Raw genomic sequence first — 20,262 nt, 5'->3', positions numbered from 1 at the left:
AGATATGTAATGTAGCTCGGGTTGTTGTACACGACATGAACCAGCCGAGCGCCCGAATGTGGGAAAAGCCGCTAGGGTCCTCTGTCCGTAAACGTAAAGGAATGCTGCTATGAGCAACGGCATCATCGACCTCGTCGACGCAGGTCAGCTGCGCGACGATATCCCGTCCTTCCGCCCGGGCGACACCCTCGACGTGCACGTCAAGGTTATCGAGGGCAACGTGACCCGTACCCAGGTCTTCACCGGCTTCGTTGTGCGCCGCCAGGGTGCCGGCATCCGCGAGACCTTCACCGTCCGCAAGATCTCCTTCGGCATCGGCGTTGAGCGTACCTTCCCGGTCCACTCCCCGAACATCGAGAAGATCGACGTTGTCCGCCGCGGTAAGGTCCGTCGCGCGAAGCTGTACTACATGCGCGACCTGCGCGGCAAGGCTGCCCGCATCAAGGAGCGCCGCTAGTCGCCAGCCCCGCACGAGGGGCTCTGCACTTTCCGACGTCCCGTTTCCCCACCTTGTTGGGGGGCGGGGCGTTGTTGCGTTGCGGGGTGTTAGAGTGTCTCGCGTGAATCAGGCGAATGACCCGGCGCGCACCCCGCAGGTGCAAGCGCAGGAGCCCAAGCAGGCCCCGTGGTACATCGAGATCCCGCTGGTGATCGTGCTGACGTTGGCGATCATGTTTGTGCTGCAGACGTTCATCGGCCGGCTGTACGTGATCCCCTCGGGCTCGATGGAGCCGACGCTGCACGGCGAGAGCGGCTCCGGCGACCGCATCCTGGTTGAGAAGGTGAGCTACTACTTCACCGACCCCGAGCCGGGTGATGTGGTGGTGTTCAAGGGCACCGATTCGTGGAACACCGGGTTCTACTCCAACCGGTCGGACAACACCTTCGTCCGCGGCATGCAAGAGGTCGGCTCCTGGGTGGGCCTTGTGCCGAAGGATGAGAACACGCTGGTGAAGCGCATCATCGCCGAGGGCGGCCAGACCGTGTCCTGCCAGGAGGGCGACCCGGCGGTGATGGTGGACGGCCAGCCGATCGACCAGTCCTACACGCTGTCCCCGCCGACGTACCCGATTGACGAGGTCACCGGGTCCGAGGCATGCGGCGGCCCCTACTTCGGCCCTGTGCTGGTGCCCGAGGGCAACTACTTCATGATGGGCGACAACCGCACGAACTCGGCCGATTCCCGCGCCCACATCGGCGACGAGTACCAGGGCACGATCCCGGAGGAGAATCTCCGCGGCAAGGTGCAGGCCATTGTCTTCCCGCTCGATCGCTTCGGCGGCGTCGCCGATCCGGACATCCAGCGCTAACAACGTGCGCGTTCGCCGCCTCAAGCAGCTGCGCACACTCGAGGTGGCGCTGGACAAGGCCGGCCTCGGACCGGTCGCCGGGGTGGACGAGGCGGGCCGCGGCGCCTGCTTCGGCCCGCTCACCGTGGCCGCGTGCGTATTGCCGCCGAAACCCGTGGCGGCGCTCGAGGGCCTGACCGATTCCAAGCAACTCACCGCCGCGAAGAGGGCAGTGCTTTACGACGCAATCGTTGCCGCCGCATCGTCCTACGCCATCATCCACATCCCCGCCGCGGAGATTGACCGGCGCGGTGTGCAGGCGGCGAACCTCGATGGGGCGCGCCGTGCCGTTGCCTGCCTCGACGTCGAGCCGGGCTACGTGCTCATGGATGCCTTCCGCGTGCCGGGCCTTAGCGTGCCGCAGCTGCCCGTGGTGGGCGGCGACTACACCGCGCGCTGCATCGCGGCCGCCAGCGTACTGGCGAAAGTGAGCCGCGATCGCCTCATCGACACCATGGCGCAGCAGTTTCCCGGGTACGGGTTGGAGGGCCACAAGGGCTACAGCACCAAGGCGCACATGGACGCGGTGCGCCGCCACGGGCCCACGCCGGAGCACCGTTATAGTTATGCAAACGTCCGGTTGGCCAACGATGTGTACAGAGGGGTTGTGCGTCCATGAGTGCAGAGGATCTGGACAACTACGAGGCGGAGGTTGAGCTCTCCCTGTACCGGGAATACCGCGACGTTGCCAGCCAGTTCTCCTACGTGGTGGAGACGGATCGCCGGTTCTACCTGGCGAACGCCGTCGAACTCATCCCGCACACCGAGGGCAAGGACGTGTATTACGAGGTCCGCATGTCCGACTGCTGGGTGTGGGACATGTACCGCGCAGTGCGCTTCGTGCGCTACGTCCGTGTGATCACGTACAAGGACGTGAACATCGAGGAGCTGGACAAACCCGACCTGGCATTCCCGGACCGCTAAAAAGTTTCGGTTACGAGGGAACCAAACGGCCCCAACGGAAGTCTAAGTATGCATAACCGCATTCCTAGACACCCTCGAAGGGGGACCAACCGTGACACACCATCCCTACGCAACCACCACCGCAACTGATACACATCCGCCCCGGGTCGAACCTTCTACGACTCGGGGCACGCTCGACATCCTGCCCGGCGATGCATTGAGTGAGATCGCGGACCAGTACGCCCTCGGACTTGCCGGCGAGCACATTGCCGTCGCGTGGTACCAAGACTTGGGCTACACCTGCGTGGACACCCGCGCCCGCTGCCGGGCAGGCGAGATCGACGCCGTGCTTCGCGATGCCGACGGCACCATTGTTTTCCTCGAGGTGAAAACCCGCCGCGGCCGCTCCTACGGCGGGGCGGAAGCCGTGGGGTCGAAGAAGCTGGCCACCATGCGCCGTTGCGCGGCCGAGTGGCTGTCCCGCTGGCCGGACACCGCCCACGTACCGGTCCGTTTCGATGTCGTGGAGGTTGTGCTCAAGGGCGCGAACTACACCGCGTCCCGTTTCATGGGGGTCGAAGATGGGGCTTGCTAGTTCACTCACGGCCACCGTGGAGGGCGTGGCCGCGCACATGGTCACCGTGGAAGCGAACGTCGGCCCCGGCCTGCCGGGCATGCAAATGGTCGGCCTCGGCGACGCGGCGGTGAAAGAATCGCGCGAGCGCATCCGCACCGCAGTCGCCAACTCGGGGCTGCCGTGGCCGCGCACGCGCATCATGGTCTCGCTTTCCCCGGCGCATCTGCCCAAGGCCGGCTCGCACTTTGACCTCCCCATTGCACTCACCGTCCTCGGCTGCCTCGACCCGGAGCTGGAACCGGTGCTGCGCCGCACGATGTTCATGGGCGAGCTGGCGCTCGACGGTTCGCTCCGCCGAGTCGAAGGCGTGCTGCCGATGCTGCTGAAAGCCGCCCGCGAGCGCGAGCGTGCCGACGGCACTATTGATACCGTCATCGTCCCGCGCGCCAACGCGCACGAAGCTGCGCTGCTCGACGACACCGACATCCTCGTCGCAGACTCCCTGCTCCAGGTGTGGCACTGGCTGCACGGTGGAGCGGCCTTGGAGCAGGCAGTGCGGGTGCCGGCCGCGGTCGACGCGCTGGTGGGCGGGCCCGACTTTCGCGATATTGCAGGCCAAGCGCTGGAGCGCCGGGCCATGGAAGTCGCGGCCGCCGGCGGACACCACGTCATGATGGTGGGCCCGCCCGGCTCGGGTAAATCGATGCTTGCCGAACGCCTGCCGTCGATCCTCCCGCCTCTGAGCGTGCAGGAGCAGATCGAAACGACGGCGCTGCACGCCGCGGCCGGCGTGTCGCGCGGCGGGGTGGTGCGGATGCGACCGTTTGTGGCCCCGCATCCGTCGGTAAGCAAGGTCGGCATGATCGGCGGCGGTTCCGGCATGCCGCTGCCTGGCGCGGTGAGCCAGGCGCACAACGGCGTACTGTTCCTCGACGAGGCGTCCGAGATCGCGTCCAGGGTACTCGACGAGCTGCGCCTGCCGCTGGAGCAGGGGCAGGTGACGCTCACCCGCGGAAAGCGGCAGGTGCGCTACCCGGCGCAGTTCCAGCTGGTGCTCGCGGCGAATCCGTGCAAGTGCGGCAAGGAGGGGACGCAGTGTTCGTGCAAGGCGCACGTGCGAGCGAACCACCTGTCTAATGTCTCCGGTCCGCTGCGGGACCGGCTCGACATCTTCATTCGGACGTCGACGCAGTCCGCAGTGGTGAGCGCGGTGGGTGCGGAATCTTCCGCGGTGATCGCCGAGCGCGTCGCGGAAGCTCGGGAGCGGGCGGCGGCACGGTGGAGTGCGGCTGGGCTCGGGCCGGTGACCAACTCGCGGGTGAATCCATCGGTGCTTCGACGTCAGTTTCCGCTGGGAGAGGATGTGACCGCCTTCCTCGAGGACAAGCTTGCGGATCGGATACTCACCCAGCGCGGCGTCGACAGAGTGCTCAAGCTGGCGTGGACGATCGCGGACTTGGAGGGCGCGTCCGCGTTGCACATCGGTCATGTCGGCGAAGCGTTTGACATGCGCGATGTGTCTCCCGCGGGGGTGGCGGCATGAGCGCGCTGGAATCCTGGGCGTATTTGAGCAGGGTCATTGAAGGGCCGTCGCCGCACCTGCAGGCGCTGCTTACCGCGGGGCGGGACGCCGACGAAATCGCGCGCGGCATCCGCACCCGCGCAAGCTGGCTGGGCGGACTTGCGGGCCAGACCGAGCGGCGGTGCTCCTCGGCGCGGCCGGAGGAGGACCTGGCGAAGGCGGCGGAGCTCGGCTACACCCTGCTCACACCCGAATCGCCGCAGTGGCCGCGGGACATCCTCACTACCGCGTTCATGCTGGGAGACGCAGCGGAGAAGGAGGGCGGCTGCCCGCCCCACGCGCTGTGGGTGGCCGGCGAGACGAACTTGCCGTCGCTTCTAGAGCAGTCGGTGGCGTTCGTCGGCACGCGGGCAGCTACGGCGTACGGCCATCTGGCGACCGCGAACCTGGTCAACGGACTCGCGGCGCACCGCTACACCATTGTGTCCGGAGGCGCGCTGGGCATCGACACGGTCGCGCACGACACCGCACTCGCGGCCAACGCCCCGACGGTGATGGTTACGGCTTGCGGCCCGGGCATCACGTACCCGTCGCCGAATGCGCGGCTCTACCAGGAGATCCCGGCCCGCGGCGGCGCGGTTGTCTCGGAGTATCCGCCGATGGTCACCCCTGATAGGCACCGGTTTTTGACTCGCAACCGGCTGATCGCGGCGCTCGCCCAAGGCACCGTTGTCGTCGAGGCCGGCTTCCGCTCCGGGGCGCTGAGCACCGCGCGCTGGACGACGGCCTTCAACAAGCCCACCTTGGCAGTGCCGGGCTCGATCCTGGAGCAGTCGAGTGTGGGCACCAACATGGCCATTTACGAGCACCGTGCGCAGATCGTGCTCAACGCGAACCAGATTCACGAGCTGTTGAGCCCGGTCGGCACCGTGGACGCGGAGGCAGCAATGGAGGCGCTGTTCCCGAAATCGCCCCTCCAGTCGCTCTCGCAGAAGGAACTGCGAGTTTACGATGCCTTACCGAGAGTCGGCGACGGCGCGGTTGACGCGGACACCGTCGCAAACACTGCGGGCATGCAGATCGGCCTCGCTGTGCATCTCCTGCTGGACCTGGAGAAACGCCAGTTGGTGGCGCGCGAAGGCAGGTTCTGGCGGCGCGTCGTGTTTGACGACGACGGGTCCGCAGTGTGGTGATGTTGTGACTGCAATAGACTCCTGATGCATGAGTGAATCGAGTTCGCAGGTGCAGGCGGCGGTCGCGGACTTCGCCGACCACGCCCGCCTCGTCCTCGGACGCTCGGAGCACACCGTGCGCGGCTACCAGTCAGACCTGGCGCAACTCGCCGGCACGGTGGAGCGCTTCGAGGATTTCACGCTCGACGCGTTGCGGCGCTGGCTCGCCGATGCGGTTCGCCAGGGCAAGGCCCGTTCCACGCTCGCGCGCCGCACTGCGGCGGTGCGGGCGTTCTCCACGTGGGCCTACAACCAGGGCTACCTCGACACCGATGTCGCGGCCCGCCTCGTGGCCCCCAAGATCACCCGCCCGCTGCCCACGGTGCTCAAGCCAGAGACGGCCACTGCCTTGGTGCAGGATCCAATGCGTGCCACAGATGCCGCGGGCGGCACGGGTGCGAGCGGCACCGGTGCTGACACGCCCGAGGCTTTGCGCGACACCGCGATGCTCGAGCTGCTCTACGCCACCGGCATGCGCGTCAGCGAGCTCACCGGGCTGAACGTCGTCGACATCGACCTCGAGCGCCGCATGGCGAAGGTGACGGGCAAGGGCAACAAGCAACGCGTCGTGCCTTTCGGTTCTGAGGCTGCGAACGCCGTCCGCACTTGGCTCAACCGGGGGCGATCAGACCTGGTGGCGGAGGCGGGGGAACAGGCGCTGTTCGTTGGCAGCCGGGGCAGGCGCATCGACCAACGCCAGGTGCGCCGCGTCGTGGAACGCGCCGCGGCAGACGTCGGCGCTGGCGGGGTAACCCCGCACTCGCTGCGCCACACCGCGGCGACGCACCTGCTGGAAGGGGGTGCGGATCTGCGCATGGTGCAGGAATTGCTGGGCCACTCCAGCTTGCAGACGACGCAGATCTACACCCACGTCTCCGCGCAGCGACTCAAAAAGGTTTACGACCAGGCCCATCCACGGGCTTGAGCCGGATGATCGGCGCATCCAGCAGCGTGAGCGGGTCGATGTAAGTGTCGGGGCCCGTCAGTACACCCCAGTGCAGCCCGTCGTGGGCGGCGCGTGCCGACGGTGCCACGCGGCTCAACGTGCCGATCTGCTGTCCCTCCGCGACGTGCTGGCCGACGGCGACATGCGGGTCAACCGGCTGGTAGGTACTCCGCAGGCCATCCGGGTGGACGATGGACACCACCGGCACGCCGACGACGACGCCCGCGAACGCGACCTCCCCGCCGGCAGCCGCGCGCACCGCCTGCCCGGGGCGCAGCGCCAAGTCCACGCCGCGGTGGCCGGGCAGCCAATTCTTCTCCGGGATCTCGGCGCGCCGGGTCACCTTGGTGGGGTGGGAAAGCCCGGTTGACGGGTCGACCCAGGCATCTGCGGTCACCGGGGCGGCGGCGACGGCGATTGCAACTAACGCGGCGGTTGCGAGGGCGGAAACGGGCCGGGAAATGAACGTCGGAAAGCGGAACATGCCCCGAATAAACCCGGCAACAGCGCGCGGTGTCGAGGGCGGCGCGCGCGAACCTGTGGATAACGGCGGGGCGGCGGCGAAGTTATCCACAATCGTGCAGATCAATTAGGTTTTCGCGCGGCCGCTGAGTAGTGTTGTTCGGGCAGTCTTTCAAGACTGACTTCGCGCGCCGAATGCGGCTGCACAAGCAACGGTCCCTCGCAAGGGGTGCTTGGGTGGCCCGGTGCCAGGGCGCGGGATAAAAACCCGCGCATGACCAGCAAGATCAGTAAAACCGAACGATTTATCTCCAAAGGAGAACTTCCCATGGCAGTTGTAACCATGCGTGAACTCCTCGACGCCGGTGTGCACTTCGGCCACCAGACGCGTCGTTGGAACCCGAAGGTGCGCCGCTTCATCTTCACCGACCGCAACGGTATCTACATCATCGACCTCCAGCAGACGCTGACCTACATCGATGAGGCGTACGAGTTCGTGAAGGAGACCGTCGCACACGGCGGCACCATCCTGTTCGTCGGCACCAAGAAGCAGGCACAGGAGCCGATTCAGGAAGAGGCTGAGCGCGTCGGCATGCCGTACGTGACCCACCGCTGGCTGGGCGGCATGCTCACCAACTTCCAGACCGTGTCCAAGCGAATTGCCCGCATGAAGGAACTGCAGGCAATGGACGCAGCCGAGGACGGCTACGCAGGCCGCGGCAAGAAGGAAGTCCTCATGCTCAACCGCGAGCGCATCAAGCTCGAGCGCGTGCTGGGCGGCATCTCCGACATGACCAAGGCGCCGTCCGCGCTGTGGATCGTGGACACCAACAAGGAGCACATCGCTGTCTCCGAGGCTGAGAAGCTGCGCATCCCGGTCGTTGCCGTGCTGGACACCAACTGCGACCCGGACGTTGTGGATTACCCGATCCCGGGCAACGACGACGCCATCCGCTCCGTGAAGCTGCTCACCAGCATCGTCGGCGAGGCTGTCATCGCAGGTAAGCAGCAGCGCGAGGAGCGCCAGCTGGTCGCTGCCCGCGAGGCCGCAGGCGACACCGAGGCACACCTCGCCGCAGACGCAGCTGCTGCCGCAGCCGCATCCTCCGAGGTTTCCGCTGCAGATGCGGGCGCGGCTGCTGCTGCCGCCGAGGCCGCGAAGCCGGCTGAGGTTGAGACCCCGGCCGCTGAGGCTCCGATTGTTGAGAACGAGGACGCTTCCCCGTCCCAGATCTCCGGCACTGAGTCCGCCACCCAGGCGTAACTCGCCACCGCTGCTGCGTAGCCGCTGAGCCGTCGAGCAAGCAGCACACTGCACCCCGCGGAGCCACGAACGTGGCACGCGGGGTTTTTTGTCTCGCCCGCTCGGCAGGGTCGGCGCTGCCGCGGCGGGGGACTTCCGCTAATCTTTCTTACGTTAAACACCTTTCCCCGATTTTGAGGAGGAACCGCCCCAATGGCGAACTACACCGCTGCAGACGTCAAGAAGCTCCGCGAGACCACTGGTTCCGGCATGCTCGACTGCAAGAAGGCACTCGAGGAGACCGGCGGCGACTTCGAGAAGGCTGTCGAGGTCCTGCGCATTAAGGGCGCAAAGGACGTGGGCAAGCGTGCAGAGCGCAACGCGCTTGAGGGCCTCGTTGCCGTTTCCGGCAACACCATCGTCGAGGTCAACTCCGAGACCGACTTCGTGGCGAAGAACCAGGAGTTCAAGGACCTCGCGGACGAGATCGCCAAGGCTGCTGCCGCTGTGAAGGCGAACACCCCGGAGGAGCTCGCGAACGCCGACGTCAACGGTGAGACCGCACACGACGTGCTCGAGCGCATGTCCGCCAAGATCGGCGAGAAGCTGGAGCTGCGCCGCGCCGCCACCATCGAGGGCGACAACGTCGAGGTGTACCTGCACCACAAGGCTGCAGACCTGCCGCCGGCCGTCGGCGTGCTGGTCGCGTACACCGGCGACAACGCTGAGGCTGCGCACCAGGTTGCTCTCCAGATCGCGGCTATGAAGGCTCGCTTCCTCAAGCAGGAGGACGTTCCGGCCGAGGTCATCGAGAAGGAGCGCGCGGTGCAGGAGGAGATCACCCGCAACGAGGGCAAGCCGGAGGCTGCCATCGCCAAGATCGTCGAGGGCCGCATGGGCGGCTTCTTCAAGGATGTTGTCCTGCTGGACCAGCCGTCCCTCGCTGACTCCAAGAAGTCCGTCAAGCAGTACGCCGACGAGAGCGGCATCGAGATCACCGACTTCGTCCGCTACGAGGTTGGCCAGGCCTAAGGCCTCGAGCGCTCGCGCTCGCTGATCGAAAGCACCTTGCCCGCGCGGGGCAGGGTGCTTTTTGTGCTTTCCGACGTTTCTTACCCCGCCGGACAAAGTGTTTAGAATGGTGCGGAGATTCGAAGTGAATACAGAAGCGAGCGAGGAAGTAGAAGGAGCGTTGCACGGTGACCGATCTCAGCCCCGAACGTAAGGGTTTCAAGCGCGTCATGCTGAAGTTGGGGGGTGAGATGTTCGGCGGCGGCAAGGTCGGCGTCGACCCCGATGTTGTGGAGAGCGTGGCAACCCAGATCGCCGAAGTCTCCAAGACCGGCACCGAAATTGCCGTGGTCATCGGCGGCGGCAACTTCTTCCGCGGCGCGGAACTCCAGCAGCGTGGCATGGACCGCGCCCGCTCCGACTACATGGGCATGCTGGGCACGGTGATGAACTGCCTCGCGCTGCAGGACTTCCTCGGCCAGAAGGGCGTGGACTGCCGCGTGCAAACCGCGATCCACATGGCTCAGGTCGCCGAGCCGTACCTGCCGCTGCGCGCCGAGCGCCACCTAGAAAAGGGCCGGGTTGTCATCTTCGGCGCCGGCATGGGCATGCCGTACTTCTCCACCGACACCACCGCTGCCCAACGTGCGCTGGAGATCGGCTGCGACGTGCTGCTCATGGCTAAGGCCGTGGACGGCGTGTACGACTCGGATCCGCGCACCAACCCGGACGCGAAGCTCTACAGAGAGATCACCCCGCGCGAGGCCATCGAGCAGGGCCTGAAGGTGGCCGATGCCACCGCGTTCTCGCTGTGCATGGACAACAATATGCCGATCCTCGTGTTCAACCTGCTCAAGGAGGGCAACATCGCCCGCGCCGTGGCTGGTGAGAAGGTGGGCACGCTCGTCGCCTAGCTGGCGTCGGCAAGCACCTGCTCCGCCTCGGCGGCGAGCCCGAGCAGCTCGGGCCCGCCGATGGTCAACGCTCCGAGGTGGATCGGCCCCAGCGCGATCGCCGGTGCCCCGGTCATGTTGAACACCGAGCACCAGGGCGACCACACCGTCTGCTGGTGGAAGCTCTCCTCGGGGGTGAGTGAGGGAAAGAAGCCCAGCGGCGGCGGATCGAATGCAAGGGTGGGGCAGAGCAGCACATCCACGCCCCAGCGTTTGGCGAGGATTGCCGGGAGCGCGCGGCGGTGCTCCAGCGCCGCTGCGAGGGTGGCATCCGGCACCTTGCGACCCTGCTCCTTGCACCACGCAATGTAGCCGTTATCCAGTGGATCCACGTCGGTGAACGCACGGGTGATCAGCGATGTGAAGTGCGCGAACGTCTCGTGCGACTCGGGGTAGGGCGCAAGTTCGACGACATCGTGCGAGCGCCCGAGTCCGTGAGCCAGCGCCTCAACTTGGGTGCCGCGGTCCGGAGACGCGTCCGAATCCACGAAGAGTCCCCGGGTGAGCACGCCGATGCGCAGCCTGCGCGGAGCAGGCGGCTCCCACCCGAGCACAGTGAGCTGGTCCGCGACGTTTCTGCTGAGAAAGCCGTGCGCCGTGATTGTGGGGCTGGCGGCCTTGAACCCGACCACGCCGCAGGCGGCCGCGGGCACGCGGATGGATCCGCCGGCATCGGTGCCGTGCGCTACCCGCGCAAGCCCCAAGCCCACCGCCACGCCTGCGCCGGAGGACGAGCCGCCGGGGGTGCATCCGGGGAAGGCGGGGGACTGAAGCACCGCCACGCCGGGGCGCTCCGCGTAGCAGGTGGCGCCGAGCTCGGAGGTGAGCGTCTTGCCGGGGATCGCTGCTCCAGCTTGGAGCAGCTCACGCACCACGGGGTCGTCGCGCTGGGCCGTCCGGGCGCGCGCCGGGTTGCCGTCGGTGGTGGGCATGCCCGCCACGTCCGTGGTGTCCTTGATGGGGATCGACCACCCAGCGAGCCTGCCTGGTGGGCGGCGTAGGGTACCGCGCTGGGTGCGCGGGGTATCCGCCAGGTAGCTGAACGCCGGGTGGAGCATGGGGGACATTCTATGGGCCTGGCCGGACCTGACGGTCACCGGCGGTGGGCGCTGGTAAATTGAGTGAAGACATTCTGCATGAGTAAAGGTAGGCAACCACACATGATTGATGACGTTTTGCTGGACGCCGAGGAGCGCATGACCGCTTCTGTCGACCACACCCGCGACGAGCTTGTCACCATCCGCACCGGCCGCGCGAACCCGGCGATGTTCAACGGTGTCATGGCGAACTTCTACGGCGCGCCGACGCCGATCAACCAGATGGCGACCATCTCCGTGCCGGAGCCGCGCATGCTGCTGATCAAGCCGTTCGACCAGTCCACGATGCGCGAGATCGAGGACGCGATCCGCAACTCCGATCTCGGCGTGAACCCGACCGATGACGGCCAGGTCATCCGCGTGACCATCCCGCAGCTGACGGAGGAGCGCCGCCGCGACCTGGTGAAGCAGGCGAAGCAGAAGGGCGAGGACGGCAAGATCGCTATCCGCAACGTGCGCCGCCAGGGCATGGAAGCGCTGAAGAAGATCCAGAAGGACGGCGACGCCGGCGAGGACGAGGTCCAGACCGCGGAGAAGTCTCTGGACAAGACCACCCAGGGCTACGTCGCACAGATCGATGAGCTGGTGCAGAAGAAGGAAGCCGAGTTGATGGAGGTCTAACCTCCGCTTCGTTTCACTTCGCACCGCAGCCCCGACAGAAAGCGCACACGTGACCGCACCCCGCCCCGAATCCGCGACCACCGAGCCCGCCGCAGAACGCGCGAACCCGAGCCGGTGGCCGTCGGGGCACATCAAGGCACCCAAGCCGAAAAATAAGGCGGGGCGCGATCTGCCGGCCGCGATCACCACGGGTGTGGTGCTCGGCGCGCTGGTCATCGGCGCGGTGTACATCGGCCCCACGGCTTGGTACCCGCTGGTCGCCGTCGCCGTCGCGCTGGCGATGTGGGAGGTGCTCACCCGCCTGCGGGAGGCCGGGTACCAGCAACCGCGCACGCTGCTGATCATTCTCGGCCAGATCATGCTGTGGGCGTCATCCATCTACGCCTCCGGCGGTTTGGTCGGCGCATATGCGCTGGCGGTGCTCTTCCTCATGTTTTGGCGCCTGTTCCACAACGGGCGCGGACAGAAGCCGGAGAATTACCTGCGCGATACCGCCGTCGGCATTTTCGTGCTGACTTGGATCCCGCTGTTCGGCTCGTTCGCTGCGATGATCTCGCTTATTGACGAAGGCGGCATCCCCGGCTCCCGCTTCATCCTCGCCTTCATGCTCTGCGTGGTGGCGAGCGACGTCGGCGGCTACGTCGCAGGCGTGATGTTCGGCTCCCACCCCATGGCGCCAGCTGTGAGCCCGAACAAGAGCTGGGAGGGTTTCGCCGGCTCGATCGTGTTCGGCGTGATCACCGGCATGCTGGTCGTGCACTACCTCATCCACGGTCCGTGGTGGATGGGCATCATCATGGGTGTCGCGCTGGTGGTGTGCGCCACAATGGGCGATCTGGTGGAGAGCCAATTCAAGCGCGAGCTGGGGATTAAGGACATGTCGAATCTGCTTCCGGGCCACGGCGGCCTCATGGACCGCCTCGACGGCATGCTCCCCGCGGCGGCCGCCACGTACGCACTTCTGAACGCCGCCGTGCTGATGAACCCGTTCTAGGAATTGGTCGCTCGCGCCCGCAACGTGCAACAATGGGCGCATTATGACTGAGACCGGCAACGTCCCCCAGATTCAGCTGCTCGCTCCAAAGCGCGGCATGTCGCCGAAGCACTTCGCGGACCTCACCAAAGAGGAGCGGATCGACGCGCTGAAGGAGCTCGGGCTGCCGAAGTTCCGCGCGGACCAGATCGCACGCCACTACTACGGCAAGTTCGAGGCGGATCCGCTGACTATGACGGACCTGCCCGAGCACCAGCGCCAGCTGGTGAAAGACGCACTCTTTCCCACGCTGCTGACCCCAGTGCGCACGGTGGAAACCGACGAGGGCGACACCACCAAGACGCTGTGGCGCCTGCACGACGGCATCCTGCTCGAGTCGGTGCTCATGCGCTATCCGGACCGCGCCACCCTCTGCATCTCGTCCCAGGCCGGCTGCGGCATGGCGTGCCCGTTCTGCGCCACCGGCCAGGGCGGTCTGGACCGCAACCTCTCCACTGCGGAGATCGTGGACCAGGTCCGCGAAGCCGCGGCGATGATGCAAGCAGAGGGATCGCGCCTGTCCAACATCGTGTTCATGGGCATGGGCGAGCCGCTGGCCAACTACAACCGCGTGGTTGCCGCTGTGCGCCAGATCACCCAGCCGGCGCCGGACGGTTTCGGCATCTCCCAGCGCAACGTCACCGTTTCCACCGTGGGTCTCGCGCCGCAGATCCGCAAGCTTGCCGACGAAGGCTTGTCCTGCACCCTCGCCGTCTCCCTGCACACACCGGACGACGAGTTGCGCGACGAGCTGGTGCCCATGAACAACCGCTTCGCCGTCGCCGACGTGTTGGATGCGGCCCGCTACTACGCGGACAAGTCTGGCCGCCGCGTCTCCATCGAGTACGCCTTGATCCGGGATATCAACGACCACGACTTCCGCGCGGACATGCTGGGGCAGAAGCTGCACAAGGCGCTCGGCCCCAAGGTGCACGTGAACCTCATCCCGCTGAACCCCACTCCGGGCTCCAAGTGGGATGCCTCGCCGAAGGCGCGCCAGGACGAGTTCGTGCGCCGCGTCATCGCCCAGGGTGTGACCTGCACGGTGCGCGATACGAAGGGCCAGGAGATCGCGGCCGCCTGCGGCCAGTTGGCTGCGGACGAGAAGGCCGGCTAAAAACAGCCGTCGAAAAGCAAAGGTCCGATCCCTCTTGGGACCGGACCTCATAAGCTTGGGTGGTTAGCGCACGTGCTTCTCGCGCGGAGCGACCTTGACCACCTCGACGCGCTCGGTGGTGTGAGCCGGTGCAGCAACAACCTCGCGCTGCGGGCGCAGGTGGGTGATGCGGGCCGGGTCGATGTTCAGAGCGCGCAGCTGGCGCTCATCCAGGTTCTCGTATGCACCGGAGAGCGTCTTCTGGTCGTACGCCCAGTCCGGCTCCTGGTGGTCGACCGGCTTGTTGTGGGCGGTGACGGTACGCACCTGGGACAGCTTCGGCTGCGTGGCGTGCAGGATCAGGCCGAGGGCAATGAGGACGGCGAGGGAGATCAGCCAGATCGTCTCGACGTGGCCCTGGTGGTTACCGAAGTTGAACGCGACCAGGAACAGAACGGAGATCCAGCCGGCGGCCTGGATGGTGCCGCGGGAGAACTCGCTCCAGCCGAAACGTGCCGAGGGAACGTCCGCCTCAGACACGCCGTTGTAGACCTGGGCTTCGTGCTTCTTCGCGTGGTGAGCCACAGCCATGCTCCTTTTCAAGGATGAACAGAGGTAAACGATTTGGAGGCCATTGTCTCACATCCCCGCCCCGAACAGCGACTGAATACCCCCAAACCACCGAAAGTTTTACCGCAACGCGGTGCGCCGCCGGGGGGCGCGCAGCCCGTGCCAGAATGGCGGGGTGACATCAATCCTCATTCTGGGTTCCACAGGCTCCATCGGCACGCAGGCGCTGGAGGTGATCCGCGACAACTGCGACGCGTTCACCGTCGCCGGCATCGCGGCGGCCGGCAGCGACCCGAAGGCGGTGGTGGCGCAGGCCCGCGAGTTCGGGCTCGCGCCCTCGCAGGTCGCGGTGCAGCGTGCCGACGCCGCCGAGGAGATCAGCGCGACGCTCGGAGGTGCGGTCGTTGCCGGCGAGGACGCGGCGCGCCAGCTCGTGGAGTCGCAGCGTGCCGACGTGGTGCTCAACGCACTCGTCGGCGCTGCGGGGTTGAGCTCGACGCTGGCGGCGCTTGACGCAGGCGCGGTGCTGGCGCTGGCGAACAAGGAATCCCTCGTGGCTGGCGGCCGCCTCGTCTTGGATCGAGCCGCCGAGGGACAGCTGGTGCCCGTTGATTCCGAGCACTCTGCGATGGCGCAGTGCCTGCGCGCGGGGCGTGCCGACGAAGTGGCCCGCTTCGTGCTCACCGCTTCCGGCGGGCCCTTCCGCGGGTGGGATCGCGAGCGCATGATGGCCGTGACGCCCGAGCAGGCAGTGACGCACCCGACCTGGTCCATGGGCACGATGAACACCATCAATTCCGCCACGATGGTGAATAAGGGCCTGGAACTCATCGAGGCCTCGCTGCTGTTCGGCATCGACCCGGACATTATCGATGTCACGGTGCACCCGCAGTCCGTGATTCACTCGATGGTCACCTTCGTGGATGGCGCGTCGATCGCGCAGGCGTCGCCGCCGTCGATGAAAATGCCGATTGCGCACGCGATGGCCTGGCCCGGCCGCGTCGCCGGGGCACAGCCCGCCCTCGACTTCACCGAAGCGTTCTCGTGGACTTTCGAACCGCTCGACACCGACGCGTTTCCAGCCGTCGAGCTCGCCCGCGCTTCCGCGAAGCGCGGCGACCCGTACCCGGCCATTTACAATGCCGCCAACGAGGTCGCTGTCGACGCTTTCTTCGCGGGACGCATCCGCTTCCCGGAAATCGTTGACGTGATCGCGGCGGTGCTCGGCGGAGCCGACGACTACGCGCACGTACCGGCGACCGTGGAGGACGTGCTGGCTGTCGACGCCCGGGCGCGGCGCGAGGCAGCGGGCGCAGTCGAGCGGATCGGCAGTTAACCCGTGGGTGCGCTCGGCATCATCCTGTTCGCCCTCGGCATCGCGGTGTCCATTGCGCTGCACGAGGCGGGCCACATGTTCACCGCCCGCGCCTTCAGCATGCGGGTGCGCCGCTTTTTCATCGGTTTCGGCCCCACGGTGTGGTCGACCACTCGGGGGCACACCGAGTACGGCATTGCAGCGCTGCCGTTCGGCGGGTTCTGCGACATCGCCGGCATGACGGCGCAGGACCCGGTGACTCCCGAAGAGGCGCCGCACGCGATGGTGAACAAGCCCGCGTGGCAGCGCGTCGCCGTCATGTCCGGCGGCATTGTGATGAACCTCCTCATCGGTGTCGTTCTGATCTACCTCGTGGCGGTGTTCTCCGGCATCCCGAACCCGGACGCGGACCGCACTCCGCGCGTGGGGGAGTTGAGCTGCACCTCCGACCAGATCGACGCGGAAACGCTCGCGCCATGCACCGGCGACGGGCCGGCAGCTGCAGCAGGCGTGCAGCCGGGCGACGCGGTCATGGCCGTCGACGGCCATGCGATTGACTCGTTCGTCGAGCTGCGCAACTATGTCCTCGCGCGGCCCGGCGAAGACATCGAGCTGGACATCGTGCGCGGCGACACCCCGATGACCGTCACAGTTCACCTCGACGACGTTGCACGCATCAACCCCCAAACCGGCGAAACTGTGCGAACCGGCGCGATCGGTGTCGCCAGCGCGCCGATCAAGGACGCGGTGAAGCAGTACGGGCCCGCGGAGGCGGTGCCGGCAACGCTGCAATTCTCCGGCGAGATGCTGTCCGCCACCGTGGACGGCCTCATCGCGTTCCCCGGCAAGATCCCGGGCGTGGTCGCTTCCATCTTCGGCGCGGAACGCGACGTGGAGGGCCCGGTCAGCGTCATCGGCGCATCCCGCGCCGGCGGCGAGCTGATCGAGCGCAGCCTCTGGCCGCTGTTCTGGATGATGCTGGCCAGCCTGAACTTCTTCCTAGCACTGTTCAACCTCGTGCCGCTCCCGCCTCTTGACGGCGGGCACATCGCCGTGATCCTCTACGAAAAGGTGCGCGACCTATTCCGCCGCGCTCGCGGCCTCGCGCCGGGCGGGCCAGTGAACTACCAGAAGCTCATGCCGCTGACGTACGCCATGGCGGCGGCACTGCTGCTCATCGGTGTTTTTGTCATGGTTGCGGACGTAATTAACCCAGTCAGGATGTTCAGCTAGCGGTGCTAAGGTAGACCACTATGAGTCTTCCCATCGGTCTTGGTATCCCCGAAGGTCCGCCGCCGGTGCTCGCGCCGCGCCGCAAAACCCGCCAACTGATGGTCGGAGGCGTGGGCGTGGGTTCGGATTACCCGATCACGGTGCAGTCCATGACCACCACCAAGACGCACGACATCAATGCGACGCTGCAGCAGATCGCGCAGCTCGCTACCGCAGGCTGCGACATTGTGCGCGTGGCGTGCCCGAAGACGGTGGACGCGGAGGCGCTCCCGGCGATCGCGGCCAAGTCCCCGATCCCGGTGATCGCGGACATCCATTTCCAGCCGAAGTACATCTTCGCCGCAATCGACGCTGGGTGTGCGGCCGTGCGCGTGAACCCGGGCAACATCAAGGAGTTCGACGGCCGCGTGAAGGAAGTCGCGAAGGCTGCAGGCGATGCGGGTATCCCGATCCGCATCGGCGTCAACGGCGGCTCCCTGGATAAGCGCCTGCTGGAGAAGTACGGCAAGGCCACGCCGGAGGCGCTGGTGGAGTCTGCGATCTACGAGGCCGGTCTGTTCGAGGAGTGCGGCTACGGCGACATCGCCATTTCCGTGAAGCACTCGGACCCGGTGCTGATGGTGGAGGCGTACCGCCAGCTCGCGGAGGTCACGGACTACCCGCTGCACCTCGGCGTGACCGAGGCTGGCCCGAAGTTCATGGGCACGATCAAGTCTTCCGTCGCCTTCGGCGCGCTGCTGGCGGAGGGCATCGGCGACACCATCCGCGTCTCCCTGTCGGCGGACCCGGTGGAGGAGATCAAGGTGGGCGATCAGATCCTCCAGTCCCTCAACCTGCGCCCCCGCAAGCTGGAGATCGTCTCCTGCCCGTCCTGCGGCCGCGCCCAGGTGGACGTGTACAAACTCGCCGAGGAAGTTACCGCGGGCCTCGACGGCATGGAGTTCCCGCTGCGCGTCGCCGTCATGGGCTGCGTGGTCAACGGCCCGGGCGAGGCACGCGATGCCGACCTCGGCGTGGCGTCCGGCAACGGCAAGGGCCAGATCTTCGTCAAGGGCGAGGTTGTGGAGACCGTGCCGGAGTCAAAGATCGTCGAAACGCTCATCGCTCACGCCCTGCGCATCGCGGAGGAGGAGGGCCTCGAGGAGGTCGCGGGCGCGAAGGCAGAGGTCAAGGTCACGCGCTAGACGTAGTAAGGCTTCAGAGTGGCAGCTTCGGGATGTTTCCCGGCGCTGTTACCGTTTGTCCATGCTGCTGCGCCGCCTCATTGCTCTGCTCACCAGCGTCGTGCTGGTTGCGGCCGGCCTCGGCGCATGCACGCCGCGCCCCAACGACGCGGAGCCGACCGCAGCGGCACTGCTCAAGGCCCTCGAAGAGCGCGACCTCGAGGCGCTGTCCTCGATTGTTGACACCCCTTCGGACGCCGAAAGCTCCCTCACCGCCTCCTGGGAGGGACTGCAGGCCGAGGCGCTCTCTGCCGAGCTAACGGGTGTGAGCCAGACGGACAACATCGCCACCGCCACCTACACCTTGTCCTGGCAGCTGCCGCGCGACCGGACGTTCACGTACGACGCCCACATGACGCTCACCCAGACCGCTGAGGAGTGGACGGTGCGCTGGCAGCCGGCCGTCATCCACCCGAAGCTCGGTGCGCACCAGCACCTGGAGCTCCGCGCGATTCCGGCGCGCCCTGCGAGTGTGGTCACCTCCGACGGCGTCGAGGTGCTCCGCCCCGGCGTGGCCTACCGCGTGCTGGTGGATACCGCCGGCATGCGCAACGCCCCCGACACCGCGCACCGCATCACCACGGCGCTCGATGCCGCACGCGAGCTCGACGGGGCAGTGCCGCGTGTCGACGCCGCGGATCTCACCGCCTCCCTGGAAGAGGCGCGCGGGACGTATTCGGTGGCGCTGGTACCGAGCGTCGTGAAGCCCAAGCTCGACGAAGTGCTCGACGGTACCCCGGGGGTGCGCCTGAACGAGGAAGCAGCGATGGTGAACGTGGATCCGGGGTTCGCGCCGGACATTATGGCGCGCATCGGGCAGCTCGTGGGGGACGACCTCGAGGGCGAGCCGGGGTGGAGCGTCAGCGTGGTCAACGAGAACGGCGCGGAGTACGAGCAGGTGGAGCGCGCTGACCCGGCACCGGCGCCGGCGGTTGAGGTGAGCCTGGATCATGCGGTCCAACTCGCCGCGGAGCAGGCGCTTGAGCCGGTGGCTGGACAGCAGGCGATGATTGTGGCGATCCGGCCGTCGACAGGAGGAGTGCTCGCTGTGGCGCAGACGCCGGCCGCGGACCGGGAGGGCAACCTTGCGACGACGGGCCAGTACCCGCCGGGCTCGACGTTCAAGATCATCACCTCCGCCGCGGGCTTGCAGCGCCAGGGTCTTTCCCCCGAGAGCGTCGTGCCGTGCCCCGGCACCATGAACCTCTACGGGCGTGTGGTGACGAACTACGCTGGTTTCGCCCTCGGCAGCGTGCCGCTGCGCACCGCCTTCGCGCGGTCCTGCAACACCACCTTCGCCGACATCTCGACAAAGCTGGCGCCAGGCGAGCTCAAGGCGGTCGGCGAGCAATTCGGCCTCGGCCTGGATTTCACCATCGCGGGCCTAGACACGTTCACCGGCTCCATCCCGGAGGGCGAGACCCCGCTGGAGCGCACCGAGGCCGGCTACGGCCAAGGATACGATCTGGTCAGCCCGTTCGGCATGGCGCTGGTGTCCGCGACCGCGGCGCACGGGTCGCTGCCCACGCCGCACCTGATCGCGGGGGAGGAGACGCAAGCCTCGGGTACGGCGCAGCCGATTGACCCGCACGTCATCGACCAGCTGCGGGACATGATGGCTTCGGTGACCGCGCCGGGCGGCACCGCGGCGGGCATGAGCGCCGGCGGCGACATCCGCGGCAAGACGGGCGAGGCCGAAATTTTCGGCGGGTCGCATTCCTGGTTCACCGGTTACCGCGTCGACGATGACATCGCGTTTGCCACGCTGGTGGTGCTCGGCGGCGGCTCGCAGGCCGCGGTGGCGCTCACCAACTCGATGCTGACCAACCTGGACCAGGCACGGGGGCAATAACGGCCGCCGCGGGTGGGACTACCA

At 66.8% G+C, this 20,262-nt stretch carries 21 protein-coding genes; 18 read left to right on the top strand and 3 right to left on the bottom strand.

The features are described 5' to 3' along the window. Positions 1 to 109: 109 nt before the first annotated feature. From rplS to M5J20_RS00235, 8 genes are all read left to right on the top strand, one after another. Positions 110 to 457, top strand: coding sequence for a 50S ribosomal protein L19 (rplS, locus tag M5J20_RS00270; protein WP_253575259.1), 348 nt, complete (start codon positions 110 to 112; stop codon positions 455 to 457). Between the two features lie 103 nt (positions 458 to 560). Then, on the top strand, positions 561 to 1,310 hold the full coding sequence (lepB, locus tag M5J20_RS00265) for a signal peptidase I (protein ID WP_437177600.1): 750 nt from the start codon (positions 561 to 563) through the stop codon (positions 1,308 to 1,310). A 4-nt stretch (positions 1,311 to 1,314) separates the two neighbouring features. Continuing rightward, positions 1,315 to 1,968: a ribonuclease HII gene (locus tag M5J20_RS00260; protein WP_253575840.1), complete on the top strand. Its 654-nt coding sequence runs from the start codon at positions 1,315 to 1,317 to the stop codon at positions 1,966 to 1,968. Next, positions 1,965 to 2,273, top strand: coding sequence for a DUF2469 domain-containing protein (locus M5J20_RS00255; RefSeq protein WP_234947156.1), 309 nt, complete (start codon positions 1,965 to 1,967; stop codon positions 2,271 to 2,273). The genes M5J20_RS00260 and M5J20_RS00255 overlap by 4 nt, the downstream gene beginning before the upstream one ends. A 196-nt stretch (positions 2,274 to 2,469) precedes the next feature. Further along, the gene (locus tag M5J20_RS00250; RefSeq protein ID WP_253575257.1) at positions 2,470 to 2,847 is read left to right on the top strand and encodes a YraN family protein; all 378 of its coding nucleotides are present in this window, start codon (positions 2,470 to 2,472) and stop codon (positions 2,845 to 2,847) included. Then, positions 2,834 to 4,372 (top strand): YifB family Mg chelatase-like AAA ATPase, encoded by a 1,539-nt coding sequence (locus M5J20_RS00245; protein ID WP_253575256.1) that lies wholly within the window; start codon positions 2,834 to 2,836, stop codon positions 4,370 to 4,372. The genes M5J20_RS00250 and M5J20_RS00245 overlap by 14 nt, the downstream gene beginning before the upstream one ends. Then, positions 4,369 to 5,544 carry a DNA-processing protein DprA gene (locus tag M5J20_RS00240; RefSeq protein WP_253575255.1) on the top strand — a complete coding sequence of 392 codons (1,176 nt, stop codon included), beginning with the start codon at positions 4,369 to 4,371 and terminating at the stop codon, positions 5,542 to 5,544. The genes M5J20_RS00245 and M5J20_RS00240 overlap by 4 nt, the downstream gene beginning before the upstream one ends. Before the next feature lie 28 nt (positions 5,545 to 5,572). Beyond that, positions 5,573 to 6,508 carry a tyrosine recombinase XerC gene (locus tag M5J20_RS00235; RefSeq protein ID WP_253575254.1) on the top strand — a complete coding sequence of 312 codons (936 nt, stop codon included), beginning with the start codon at positions 5,573 to 5,575 and terminating at the stop codon, positions 6,506 to 6,508. Here M5J20_RS00235 and M5J20_RS00230 read toward each other — a convergent pair. Further along, entirely contained in the window at positions 6,471 to 7,013 is a 543-nt protein-coding gene (locus M5J20_RS00230; protein ID WP_253575253.1) for a M23 family metallopeptidase, read from the bottom strand. The two genes, M5J20_RS00235 and M5J20_RS00230, sit on opposite strands and share 38 nt — an antisense overlap. Positions 7,014 to 7,319: 306 nt before the next feature. Between M5J20_RS00230 and rpsB the strand changes: the two genes are divergently transcribed. From rpsB to pyrH, 3 genes are all read left to right on the top strand, one after another. Next, entirely contained in the window at positions 7,320 to 8,255 is a 936-nt protein-coding gene (rpsB, locus tag M5J20_RS00225) for a 30S ribosomal protein S2 (RefSeq protein WP_253575252.1), read from the top strand. Positions 8,256 to 8,447: 192 nt separating this feature from the next. Further along, positions 8,448 to 9,266, top strand: a complete 819-nt coding sequence (tsf, locus tag M5J20_RS00220; protein ID WP_253575251.1) for a translation elongation factor Ts — start codon at positions 8,448 to 8,450, stop codon at positions 9,264 to 9,266. 209 nt (positions 9,267 to 9,475) lie between these two features. Continuing rightward, positions 9,476 to 10,159, top strand: coding sequence for a UMP kinase (pyrH, locus tag M5J20_RS00215; protein ID WP_253575250.1), 684 nt, complete (start codon positions 9,476 to 9,478; stop codon positions 10,157 to 10,159). On the opposite strand, the gene M5J20_RS00210 is transcribed toward pyrH, so the two are convergent. Continuing rightward, complete coding sequence (locus M5J20_RS00210; RefSeq protein ID WP_253575248.1) at positions 10,156 to 11,256, bottom strand: amidase; 1,101 nt, start codon at positions 11,254 to 11,256, stop codon at positions 10,156 to 10,158. The two genes, pyrH and M5J20_RS00210, sit on opposite strands and share 4 nt — an antisense overlap. Positions 11,257 to 11,358: 102 nt before the next feature. Between M5J20_RS00210 and frr the strand changes: the two genes are divergently transcribed. From frr to rlmN, 3 genes are all read left to right on the top strand, one after another. After that, positions 11,359 to 11,916, top strand: a complete 558-nt coding sequence (gene frr, locus M5J20_RS00205) for a ribosome recycling factor (RefSeq protein ID WP_253575246.1) — start codon at positions 11,359 to 11,361, stop codon at positions 11,914 to 11,916. Between the two features lie 130 nt (positions 11,917 to 12,046). Further along, positions 12,047 to 12,910 (top strand): phosphatidate cytidylyltransferase, encoded by an 864-nt coding sequence (locus M5J20_RS00200; protein WP_253575838.1) that lies wholly within the window; start codon positions 12,047 to 12,049, stop codon positions 12,908 to 12,910. A gap of 43 nt (positions 12,911 to 12,953) precedes the next feature. Then, positions 12,954 to 14,066 (top strand): dual-specificity RNA methyltransferase RlmN, encoded by a 1,113-nt coding sequence (gene rlmN / locus M5J20_RS00195; RefSeq protein WP_253575244.1) that lies wholly within the window; start codon positions 12,954 to 12,956, stop codon positions 14,064 to 14,066. A gap of 63 nt (positions 14,067 to 14,129) precedes the next feature. Here rlmN and M5J20_RS00190 read toward each other — a convergent pair whose 3' ends face one another. After that, on the bottom strand, positions 14,130 to 14,630 hold the full coding sequence (locus M5J20_RS00190; protein WP_437177598.1) for a DUF2631 domain-containing protein: 501 nt from the start codon (positions 14,628 to 14,630) through the stop codon (positions 14,130 to 14,132). 160 nt (positions 14,631 to 14,790) lie between these two features. Here M5J20_RS00190 and dxr point away from each other — a divergent pair, with 160 nt between their 5' ends. From dxr to M5J20_RS00170, 4 genes are all read left to right on the top strand, one after another. Next, positions 14,791 to 15,951: a 1-deoxy-D-xylulose-5-phosphate reductoisomerase gene (gene dxr / locus M5J20_RS00185; protein WP_253575237.1), complete on the top strand. Its 1,161-nt coding sequence runs from the start codon at positions 14,791 to 14,793 to the stop codon at positions 15,949 to 15,951. Positions 15,952 to 15,954: 3 nt separating this feature from the next. Next, the gene (locus tag M5J20_RS00180) at positions 15,955 to 17,163 is read left to right on the top strand and encodes a M50 family metallopeptidase (RefSeq protein ID WP_253575235.1); all 1,209 of its coding nucleotides are present in this window, start codon (positions 15,955 to 15,957) and stop codon (positions 17,161 to 17,163) included. A gap of 20 nt (positions 17,164 to 17,183) precedes the next feature. Then, entirely contained in the window at positions 17,184 to 18,347 is a 1,164-nt protein-coding gene (ispG, locus tag M5J20_RS00175; RefSeq protein ID WP_253575233.1) for a flavodoxin-dependent (E)-4-hydroxy-3-methylbut-2-enyl-diphosphate synthase, read from the top strand. Between the two features lie 61 nt (positions 18,348 to 18,408). After that, positions 18,409 to 20,238 (top strand): penicillin-binding transpeptidase domain-containing protein, encoded by a 1,830-nt coding sequence (locus M5J20_RS00170; RefSeq protein WP_253575231.1) that lies wholly within the window; start codon positions 18,409 to 18,411, stop codon positions 20,236 to 20,238. The last annotated feature ends 24 nt before the right edge of the window (positions 20,239 to 20,262 follow it).

The sequence above is a fragment of the Corynebacterium stercoris genome, from assembly GCF_024160105.1.
In the GTDB taxonomy this organism is placed as follows: Bacteria; Actinomycetota; Actinomycetes; order Mycobacteriales; family Mycobacteriaceae; genus Corynebacterium; species Corynebacterium stercoris.
Note: the sequence above shows the minus strand (reverse complement) of the source record. Positions and strands in the feature narration are given on the sequence as shown.